General features: G+C 64.0%; 5 protein-coding genes and 1 pseudogene. 1 reads left to right on the top strand and 5 read right to left on the bottom strand.

The window, feature by feature from the left end:
- Positions 1-519 (top strand): annotated as a pseudogene (locus tag ACMO6A_RS10380) (AAA family ATPase); the annotation flags it as partial.
- 76 nt (positions 520-595) lie between these two features.
- Here ACMO6A_RS10380 and ACMO6A_RS10375 read toward each other — a convergent pair.
- From ACMO6A_RS10375 to kdpA, 5 genes are all read right to left on the bottom strand, one after another.
- A complete protein-coding gene (locus ACMO6A_RS10375) occupies positions 596-1,303 on the bottom strand; it encodes a response regulator (protein WP_009305205.1) in 708 nt (235 codons plus the stop codon).
- Positions 1,296-4,076 (bottom strand): sensor histidine kinase, encoded by a 2,781-nt coding sequence (locus ACMO6A_RS10370; protein WP_009305206.1) that lies wholly within the window; start codon positions 4,074-4,076, stop codon positions 1,296-1,298. Before ACMO6A_RS10370 ends, ACMO6A_RS10375 begins: the two co-directional genes overlap by 8 nt.
- 31 nt (positions 4,077-4,107) lie before the next feature.
- On the bottom strand, positions 4,108-4,722 hold the full coding sequence (gene kdpC / locus ACMO6A_RS10365) for a K(+)-transporting ATPase subunit C (protein WP_009305207.1): 615 nt from the start codon (positions 4,720-4,722) through the stop codon (positions 4,108-4,110).
- Between the two features lie 17 nt (positions 4,723-4,739).
- Positions 4,740-6,866 (bottom strand): potassium-transporting ATPase subunit KdpB, encoded by a 2,127-nt coding sequence (gene kdpB / locus ACMO6A_RS10360; protein ID WP_418471221.1) that lies wholly within the window; start codon positions 6,864-6,866, stop codon positions 4,740-4,742.
- Positions 6,867-6,915: 49 nt separating this feature from the next.
- Positions 6,916-8,083: potassium-transporting ATPase subunit KdpA (kdpA, locus tag ACMO6A_RS10355; RefSeq protein ID WP_418471218.1), on the bottom strand; the 1,168-nt coding region annotated here is incomplete at its 5' end.

The following is an 8,083-nucleotide window of genomic DNA, read 5'->3' as shown; positions in this document are numbered from 1 at the left end:
GAGGTAATCTCGAACATGCTCGTGCATCGCGAATACACGAGCCCATTTCCTGCAAAACTCATCATCGACAATGAAAGGTTGCGCACGGAAAATGCAAGTCGCGCCCCTTTCATGGGTCGAATCACGCTGAGCGATTTCAATCCTATCCCAAAGAACCCCCTGATAGGCGCATTCTTCAACAACATCGGGCTGGCGGAAGAGCTGGGTTCCGGCACACGGAACCTGTACAAATACACCAAAGTCTACTCTGGGGCGGAACCGGTTCTCAACGAGGGGGCGATTTTCACAACGACGGTCCCCCTGCACGTCGAGAACGTCGAACCCGTCGCGGAGCGTCCTCACGATATGCTTTCTCTTGCAAGACAAATCGCCTTGGATCGTGGATATGCAACGGTTTCCGATCTCGAGCGCAAGGGAGTCGCCCGCAGAACCGCTCAGCGCGAACTGGCAGCACTCGCCCAACAGGGGACGCTGCAAGCGAAAGGAAACGGTCGGGCCCGAAAATATTTCCTGCCTTAAAACCCTATTCGACGATCGACCGAAAGAAGAAGAAGAAGAAGAGAGAGAGGGGGGGGGTCGTAAGCTCGAAGCGCTCCTATTCCACGCGCATCATGCGATACCCTACCCCTACGTGGGTTTGGATGTAGCGAGGGTTCGCAGGATCGGGCTCGATCTTCTTGCGAAGCGTGGCCATGAACACGCGAAGCGACGAGCGATCGGACGCGAGCATGGTGCCCCACACCTCTTTGAGCAGGTAGTTGTGCGTGAGCACCTTGCCGGTATTGCGCGCCAGCAGACAGAGGAGCTTGTATTCGAACGGCGTGAGGTGAATCTCCTCGTCGTCGCGCCACACGCTGCCTGCCGCATAATCGATGCGGAGGCTCCCGTTGCGGTAGACGGCTTCGTCCGCATCCCCCTTCATCGCTCGCTCCCGATCCAATCGGCGCAGCGCCACGCGCACGCGAGCCAGCAGCTCCTCGACCGAGAACGGTTTCACCAGGTAATCGTCCGCTCCGGCATCGAGCGCTTCCACTTTGTCGGCATCCTCCAAACGCGCCGATAGCACGATGACCGGCAGCGACGACCACCCGCGCAACGTGCGAATGACCTCCACCCCGTCCCCGTCGGGCAAACCGAGATCGAGGATAGCCAGATCGGGCGGCTGCGACGACAGTTCGAGCAGCGCCTGCGACGCCGTACGGGCTTCCCGGTACGCGTATCCGTGCAAATCGAGCGTGGTCGTCACAAGGCGCCGCACCGCCGCGTCGTCCTCTACCACCAGTATCCGGTACCCATCAGCCACGCGCTTCCTCCGTCGATCGCGCCACCACGTCCCCGGCCTCCACCGCTGCCAGCGTGAACGAGAACTCGCTACCGTGCGGGTTCACATTGCGCACGTCTAAAGTGCCGCCGTGCACTTCGACGATGGAACGGCATAGCGACAAGCCCAAGCCCATGCCGCGCTTGAAATCGCCGCTCTTTCCGCCCCGCCGGCCGGTGGAGCCATTGTAGAACATGTCGAAGATATGCTTGCGATCTTCCTCGGAAATGCCCGGGCCTTCGTCGGCAACCGCGATGCGCACCCGCGGACGATCGTGCTCCACGACCCGCCGCGCGCTCACGACTATGCGCCCGTCGGCCGGCGTGTACGATACCGCGTTGTTCACCAGGTTGATGATCACCTGCACGATCAAACGCGCATCCATGTCGGCCATAAGCAGCTCGTCTTCCAACTCCACGTCGACGCGGCGTCTCCCAGCGCGGCGATCGACGTGCTGGAGAGCCTCCCTCACGACATCCGCCACCAGCTCGGGCTGTTCGGCCAGCTGCAGCGTGCCGTTGTCGATACGCGTGATGGACAGCAGGTTCTCCACGAGCGTGACCAGCCAGCACGCGTCGTCGTGAATGTCGCGGTACAAGTGCTCCTTCTGCTGCGCCGACAGCGCGCCGCGATCGTGCAAAAGCATGTCCGCGTCGCCCGAAATGCTGGTCAACGGTGTACGCAGGTCGTGCGAGATGGTGCGCAGCAGATTCGCCCGCAGCGTTTCCTTCTCCATGCGCATCTCCATGCGCCGCCTATCCTCGGCGAAGACGATCTGCTCGGTAGTCTGACCGCATTCGTCCAGGATGGCCAGCAAAAGGTTCTTCTCGAAAGCCCCGAAGTCCTCCTCCCCGTCGATGTCGTCCATCGCGATGCCGGCTACTCCGAACACAGCGTCCTTCGAATGGATGGGCAGGTACAGGCATTGCGAATCGGCGAGCGTGTCGGTAGTGGCTCCGGCACGCTCGTTGTTCGCCGCAGACCATGCGGCGACCGCGGACTCTTCGGGCGATGCGAGCGCGCAGGCGCCGGCATCGCCGCCCAGCGTCCCAGGGACGTCGTGCACCACGGGCTTCGCAAGACGACCGTCGATGCCCAAGCGGTACATGACCACCGGGCGGTTCAGCAGCTTGATGACCTGCTCGGCCGCAAGCCGGAAGCACTCGTCCGCATTGCGGGCACCCTGCAGCTTTCGGCTGGATTCCAACAGCACTTCCATGCGATACGCACGGCGCGCGGTGCTCTCGGCCTGACGCTTCATGCGGATGGCCAGCGATGATGCAGCGAATGTGCCCACGAGCAGAAACGCGAAGATGATGGGATAGTTCAGCCCTACCGCATGAAGCGTGAACCGCGGGATGGTGAAAAAGAAGTTGTATGCAAACACGCTGCCCATCGACACGAACAGCGCATAGAAGAAGCCGTCGGCGCGCGTAGCGATGAGCAGGGCCACGATGAGGTAGAGCATGAGCACGACGGAACCGGCCAACCCAAGGGAATAGATGGCCAGTCCGATAGCCGTGGCGATGGCGACCGACGCGAGCGCACGCCAAACGTCAGCGCCTGTCAGGCGAAACCCTGTGGCTTCGGACAGCCGGCCATATTGCGCAGGCAAGTCCTTCGTCGGCACGACGTCGACCACGGCCCCATGCGCGAGCTTCATCAGCCGGCTCACCAGGCTCTCGCGCAGCAGGGAACGCACCGACAGGCCACCCGTGGCGTTGCCCACCACGATATGAGTCGCGCCGGCCGTCACCGCGTACTGCGCCAGCTGCTGGGCTATATCGTCACCGAACAGCGTGACTACGTGCGCACCCAGCTCTTCGGCCAGATCGATGTTGGCGCGCAGTCGTCCGCGCTGGTCGGAATCGAACTTCTTGCTCTGCGACGACTCGACCACCACCGCAGTGAGCGCCCCATGGTAGGACTCCGCCATATTCGCAGCGGCCCGGATGGCTTTCACGTTGCCCGTATTGTGCGTTACGTACACCAGCACGTCCTCGCCGGCCTCCACACGCGCGCCCGCCTCGGTGCATTCGGCCTTGCGCGTCAGCCGATCGGCCATGCGGCGCAGCGCGATCTCGCGCAACGCCGCCAGGTTCTTCCGGGAGAAGAAGTTGCCGAGCGCCGTGCGGGCGCGATCGGGAAGGTATATCTTTCCCGCCTCCAAGCGCTCGATCAGATCGTCTGGCTCGATATCGACGAGCTCGACCGATGCAGCCTGGTCGAAGATACGGTCGGGAATGCGCTCGGCTACGCTCACGTGCGTGATGGCGGCGATCTTGTCATTGAGCCCTTCGAGGTGCTGGACGTTCACGGTGGTGAACACGTTGATACCTGCGCGCAGCAGCTCCTCGACGTCCTGGTAGCGCTTCCGATGCCGGCAACCCGGGGCGTTCGTGTGGGCCAATTCGTCCACCAGCACGATCTGGGGATGGCGCGCCAGCACGGCGTCCAGGTCGAACTCGCGCAGAGAGATGCCTCTATGCTGAACCGTCGATGGGGAGATCTGCTCCAGTCCGTCGACAAGCGCCATCGTATCGGCCCGCGTGTGGGGTTCGACGTAACCGACGACCACGTCGAACCCCTTTTCCAGCACGGCGTGGGCCTCCTCGAGCATGGCGTAGGTCTTACCCACGCCCGCCGCATAGCCGAAGAATATCTTGAGCTTGCCGCGCGTATCGCCCTCGGCAGCCTCCTCCTCGACGATTTGCCGCAGGATCGCATCGGGGTCGCGCCTTGCTTCGTAGTCCATAATCACACTCGCAGTCGTATCGGTGCCGCCATCATAGCACGCCGTCGAGCATCAGGTTCACTTTCAGCACGTTCACGCGCGCATCCCCCAGAAAACCGAACTGGGGCTGCTCGGTGCATTGCTTGATGATGTCGCGGATCTCGGACGCGCTCTTGCCGGTTGTCCTCGCCAAACGGTCCACCTGGTATTCGGCGGCAGCCGGCGAGATGTGCGGATCGAACCCGCTGCCGGAGTTCGTCACGAGGTCGCTGGGGATGGGCTTGTTCCCCATCTCGGGATGAGCCGCGCGGATCTGCTCGACGCGATCCTGCACCGCCGTCGCGAACTCGTCGCCCGCAGGGCTGAGATTGGACGGGGCGTACCACAGCACGTCGTTTCCCTCGGCATCGGTGAACGTGCCCGTGCTGGGGTTCATGGCGCGGCCCCACAGGTGCTTCTCGTCGGTGAACCGCTGGCCCACCAGCTCGCTTCCGTACTTCGTTCCGTCGACTTCGATGATGGAGCCGTTCGCCTGGTGCGGAAAGAAAAGCTGCGCCAAACCCGTGCACGCCGCCGTGTAGATCACGCCGCACAGCACCGTGGTGACGAGGAAGAACAACGCCGCACTTCCCCAGGTCTTCGCTTGGTTTCCCAATTTGAACGTCATGATGGATCCTTTCCTTCCTACGCGACGCCCAGCGCCGTCAGGCCCATGTCCAGCAGTTTGATGGCGGCGAACGGCAAGACGATGCCGCCCAGGCCGTACACGGCCAGGTTGCGCTTGAGCAGGCTCTGGGACGTGGCCTCGCGGTACTTCACGCCTTTAAGAGCCAACGGGATGAGCGCCACGATGATGAGCGCGTTGTATATGACGGCCGCCAAGATGGCGGTGGTGGGGCTGGTCAGGCGCATGATGTTGAGCGCCTCGAGCGCGGGGTACAACGGCACGAACAACGCCGGGATGATGGCGAAGTACTTCGCCACGTCGTTGGCGATTGAGAACGTGGTCAGGCTGCCGCGCGTCATGAGCAGCTGTTTGCCGATGCGCACGATGTCGATGAGCTTCGTGGGGCTGGAATCGAGGTCCACCATGTTGCCGGCCTCTTTCGCCGCCTGGGTGCCGCTGTTCATGGCCACGGCCACATCGGCCTGCGCGAGCGCCGGCGCGTCGTTCGTGCCGTCGCCCGTCATGGCCACCATGTGGCCCTCGGCCTGATACTGCCGGATGGCGGCCAGCTTCGTCTCGGGCGTTGCCTCGGCGATGAAGTCGTCCACGCCGGCCTCGGCGGCGATGGCGGCGGCCGTCAGCGGGTTGTCGCCCGTGATCATGACGGTTTTGATGCCCATCGTGCGCAAGTCGGCGAAATTCTCCTTGATGCCCTGCTTGACGATGTCCTTCAGATAGACGACGCCCAGAATACGATGATCGCGAGCAACAAGCAGCGGAGTGCCGCCTGCGCGCGAGACATGCTCAACCGCTGAGGCGCACTGAGCGCTGTACGTGCCGCCGCACGACTCCACATAACTCTTGACGGCATCGGCCGCCCCCTTCCGAATCTCGTGGCCCTCGAAGTCCACGCCGCTCATGCGCGTCTGCGCCGTGAACGGGATGGTCGTCATGCCCGACCCTTCCAGCACGCGGGCGCGGATGTCGAACAGCTCCTTCGCCAGCACCACGATGCTGCGACCCTCCGGCGTCTCGTCGGTGAGGCTTGCCAGTTGCGCCGCGTCGGCAACCTCGCGCTCGCTTGCGCCGTCGACCGGGATGAACTCGGCCGCCTGGCGGTTGCCCAGCGTGATGGTGCCCGTCTTGTCCAGCAGCAGCACGTCCACGTCGCCAGCCGCCTCCACGGCGCGGCCGCTCATGGCCAGCACGTTCGCCTGGTTGAGGCGGCTCATGCCTGCGATGCCGATGGCGCTCAGCAGCGCGCCGATGGTGGTAGGCGCCAAGCACACGAACAGCGCGACGAGCGAGGCGATGGTGGTGGGATTCGCGATGCCCTCCTGGCTGGCGCCGAACCCGCTGAACGCGAACAGCGACACGGACACGACCAAGAACACGATGGTCAGCGCGATGAGCAGGATCTCGAGCGCGATCTCGTTCGGCGTCTTCTTACGCGCGGCCGATTCCACCATGGCGATCATCTGGTCGAGGAAGCTGTGACCGGCATCGGCCGTCACGCGCACCACCAGCCAGTCGGACAGCACCGTGGTGCCCCCGGTGACGGCCGATCGATCGCCGCCGGCCTCGCGGATGACCGGGGCGGACTCGCCCGTGATGGCGCTTTCGTCAACCGACGCGGCTCCCATGACTATTTCGCCGTCGGCGGGAATCTGTTCGTTCGCCGTCACGAAGAACAGGTCCTTCTTCTTGAGGACGGCCGAACTCACCTCCTCGGCGTTGAGCCGGAAGAACTCGGCCGGGTCGTCCGCATGGGTGCCTTTGGCCACAAGGCCTTCGTTCAGCTTATGGGCGTCGATGTCGCGCTTCGCGGCGCGCAACGAGTCGGCTTGAGCCTTGCCGCGTCCCTCGGCGAGCGCCTCCGCGAAGTTCGCGAACAGCACCGTGAGCCACAGCACCGCCGATACGGCGAAGATGAAAGCGGGATGCGCATCGGCGATGCCGAACAGCGACAGCGCGAACAGGCCGAGCGTCAGGATAGCCGAAATATACACCATGAGCATGACCGGGTTCTTCGCCTGCTCGCGCGGCGTGAGCTTCGCGAACGAGTCGATCACGGCGCGCTTGGCCAACGCGCTCATCGACGCCTTGCGCCCGGCGCGCTTGCCACCTTGCGGGCTTGCGCCCATAGGAGTTTCGTTCATTGCAGTAGTCGTCATCTTTCTTTCGCCCGCCTTCCTAGAGCACCATCATCAGCTGTTCGGCCACGGGACCCAGCGCAAGCGCGGGGAACATCGTGAGCGCGCCGATCAGCAGCACCATGAGTACGAGCAGGAACACGAACAGCGCGTTGCTGGTGGACAGCGTGCCGGCGCTCGTCGCCACCTTGGGACGTACGGCCAGGCTGCCGGCCAGCACGCACACCGCCGCGATGGGGATGAAGCGGTTCGCCAACATCTCGAATCCCAGCACCAGGTTGATCAGAGGCGTGTTGCCGTTGAATCCCGCGAAGGCCGAACCGTTGTTGCCTCCTGCGGACGTGGCAGCGTACAGCACTTCCGAAAACCCGTGCACGCCGGGATTGTTCAGGCTGTTCGCCGTCGCCGGGTCGAGGCTCATGATGCCCGCGCCGACTAGGATGAGCAGCGGCGTGGTGATGCACAGGATCACGGCCATGCGCATCTCCTTCGGGCCGATTTTCTTGCCCAGGTACTCGGGCGTGCGGCCCACCATGAGCCCGGCGATGAACACCGTGAGGATGACGAAGCCCAGCATGCCGTACAAGCCGCAGCCGACGCCTCCGAACACCACCTCTCCCAGCGCCATCAACACGATGGGCACCATGCCGCCGATAGGCGTGAAGCTGTCGTGCATGGCGTTGACCGAACCGTTCGAGGCGGCCGTGGTGAACGCGGCCCACAGCGACGAGTCGGTCACGCCGAAGCGCGTCTCCTTGCCTTCCATGTTGCCGCCGGATTGCCCGCTGGCGCCCATGTACACCTGCCCGTCGGCCGCCAGCTGGGGCGTGCCCATCTGCTCGAACACCGCGATGGCCACGAGCGCGCCTACCAGCAAGATGAACATGGCCGCGAACACGGCGCGCCCCTGGCGGCGATCCATGACGAAGCGGCCGAAGCTGAACACGCACGCCACGGGGATGAGCAGCAGCGACAGGCATTGCACCAGGTTGGTGAGGGGCGTGGGGTTCTCGAGCGCGCTTGCGGAGTTCACGCCGTTGTAGCCGCCGCCGTTCGTGCCCAGCTGCTTGATGGCGACCTGGCTGGCCTGCGGGCCCATCGGCACCGTCGCCTGGTCGATGGTTTCCACGGCGGCCGGATCGTCGGCATCGACGATGCTGCCATCAGCGGTCACGCCGACCGGCTCCAGCAGCTGCACCGTCTCGTAC

Source organism: Eggerthella sp. (assembly GCF_048329335.1).
In the GTDB taxonomy this organism is placed as follows: Bacteria; Actinomycetota; Coriobacteriia; order Coriobacteriales; family Eggerthellaceae; genus Eggerthella; species Eggerthella lenta.
This window is presented reverse-complemented; position numbering and strand designations above follow the sequence as displayed.

What these genes read in the sequence shown, in the direction of transcription:
- kdpC (WP_009305207.1), bottom strand. Translation starts at nt 4,722, where the DNA reads ATGACGTTCAAATTGGGAAACCAAGCGAAGACCTGGGGAAGTGCGGCG.
- ACMO6A_RS10370 (WP_009305206.1), bottom strand. Translation starts at nt 4,076, where the DNA reads ATGGACTACGAAGCAAGGCGCGACCCCGATGCGATCCTGCGGCAAATC.
- kdpB (WP_418471221.1), bottom strand. Translation starts at nt 6,866, where the DNA reads ATGGGCGCAAGCCCGCAAGGTGGCAAGCGCGCCGGGCGCAAGGCGTCG.